We start from the raw sequence: 2,104 nt of genomic DNA, 5'->3' as shown, positions 1-2,104 counted from the left end.
AAGGAAAAGTTCCCTCAGATCATTACTGCTGGAAAGGAGAATCCGTATTATACGAATTCCTCGCACCTTCCCGTTGACTACACTAGAGACATTTTCAGTGCACTAGACCTCCAGGAAGAGCTTCAACAGAAATACACGGGTGGGACAGTCTTTCATTCCTTCCTTGGGGAGAGAATTTCAGACTGGGAAACTACAAAGCAGCTTGTAAGAAAGATAGCGGAGAATTACAAAATTCCGTACTTCACAATTTCACCAACCTATTCAATATGTCCGGACCACGGGTACATAAGGGGAGAACACTTTACCTGTCCCGAATGCGGAAAGCCAACTGAGGTTTACTCAAGAATAACGGGGTATTACCGACCTGTACAAAACTGGAATACTGGAAAGCAAGAAGAGTTTAAGACACGGGAAACTTACCGAGTGGGGAGAGAAAGAGTAGATGAATTTCGCAGGAATAGAGAGCGTAAGCCTAGTGGACTATCCGGGGAAAGTAGCCCTGACACTGTTTACCTCAAGTTGTAATTTTGATTGTGCTTACTGCCACAATTCAGAATTAAAGAAAAGGGTTCAGGAAGAATTGGCGGAATCGGAAGTTTTCGATTACCTCGACAAAAGAGGAAAGCTTTTGGACGCAGTGGTCATAACCGGAGGTGAGCCAACCCTGAGAGCCAATGAACTGTTACCGTTTATGCGGAGGCTCAAATCACGGTTTCCAGAAACCCTTCTTAAGATCGACACGAACGGCTGGAATGCTGAAATCCTGCAGGAGTTTCTTAAGATCGTTGACTATGTTGCGATCGATTTGAAGTCACTCCACTACGAAATCTTTTCACCTGTGAATCTGAGAGAGATCGAAGACAGCATAGAAATAGCGAAGGGATTCGCAAATCATGAGATAAGAATTACAATGTTCCCCGCATATCTTCCCGAAGATGATTTTGAAGAGCTATCTAGAATCTGTGGAGGAGCATCGTTGGTTTCAGTTCAGCAGTACAAACCAGTTGCCGGCTTGTGTGAAACGCCGCCGTATCCCTCAAGCGTTCTTAAAAGATTTGCCGACCTGATTTCTGATCATGCGCAAAAAGTAATAATCAGAGAGTAAAGAGATTCTAGTGCAGAGCAACCGGCCGCGTACAGCGGCCGGTGCTTTTCTATTGCATTTTCAAGCTATTTGCTCGAATAACGAATATTCGACTCGTCTAGTTCAACTCTAGATAGAATTTGAATCCACTTCCTCCAAAGAATAATTGAGGTTCTACCGCAACACCAAGCGGTGTCTTCCATTCGAAACCGATTCCAACAGACATCCCAAGAGTTTCATTGTCACCGAGAGCTCCCATGAGGTAGAGCTTCGGTATAAAGACGCTCATTTCATCGGAAGAGGAGATACCAAAACTCTCGGTAAGAGGGACTCCGGCCTCCAGTATTTCTAACAGGAAGAATCTCGGATTGAAGGAATAAGGTTCCCACCCCTTGAGATCAAGATTACCGCCGAGATAAAACTGTTTCGTCACGGGCGCCTGGCCGAAATAAGTTAATCCTGCCATTGTATCGCTTTGGACGTAAATTCTACCGATTATTCTATACCAGTAAGTGAGTGAAGCTTTCTGATTTAGGTAATTGATTCCTTTTCCGAACCCGTAGGAGAGGGTAGTCTGACCATAGAAATTCCCTCTTTTCTCTTCATAATTCTCCTCGTCTCCAAACGCGAAGGCCCCTGAAAGGATTGATAGCGAGTAGTTATTCAACGGTGTAGCATCGAACGTTGCCTTTTCATATGCGTAAGATATCCCGACAACTAAGTCTTCGAAGGGATAGGTTGTTCCAGCACCAAATGAGTCCAGCGTAAGAATCAAATCGTCCCTCCAGGGAACTTCTCTGAACAGAGTCAGTTCCAAGAAAGGATCTAACCCGCTTCCAAAGGCACTGAAGGTGCTTGCACCCAAAGTAAGGCCGCCCCAGAAGAATTGAGGTTTGGGAAGAACCCCCAGTAGTTTTTCATCGGTAAATCTCAGGAACCTGATACCTCCATAGAGGTTGACACCTGAACCCAAAAAACTCTTATCTCCAACCCCCAATGCCAGATACTCGCCAAAGTACG

3 protein-coding genes are annotated in these 2,104 nt (G+C 45.0%); 2 read left to right on the top strand and 1 reads right to left on the bottom strand.

Annotation, left to right across the window (positions count from 1 at the left end; genetic code table 11):
* Positions 1-525: anaerobic ribonucleoside-triphosphate reductase (gene nrdD / locus BG32_RS14975; protein WP_310793906.1), on the top strand; the 525-nt coding region annotated here is incomplete at its 5' end.
* Positions 443-1,105 (top strand): anaerobic ribonucleoside-triphosphate reductase activating protein, encoded by a 663-nt coding sequence (locus BG32_RS14970; RefSeq protein WP_006492436.1) that lies wholly within the window; start codon positions 443-445, stop codon positions 1,103-1,105. The genes nrdD and BG32_RS14970, both read left to right, overlap by 83 nt.
* A gap of 97 nt (positions 1,106-1,202) precedes the next feature.
* Here the strand turns inward: BG32_RS14970 and BG32_RS14965 are convergent.
* A partial coding sequence (locus BG32_RS14965; RefSeq protein ID WP_121527070.1) for a hypothetical protein occupies positions 1,203-2,104 on the bottom strand: 902 nt, incomplete at its 5' end.

Source organism: Mesotoga sp. HF07.pep.5.2.highcov, from assembly GCF_003666285.1.
Lineage (GTDB): Bacteria > Thermotogota > Thermotogae > Petrotogales > Kosmotogaceae > Mesotoga > Mesotoga prima.
This window is presented reverse-complemented; position numbering and strand designations above follow the sequence as displayed.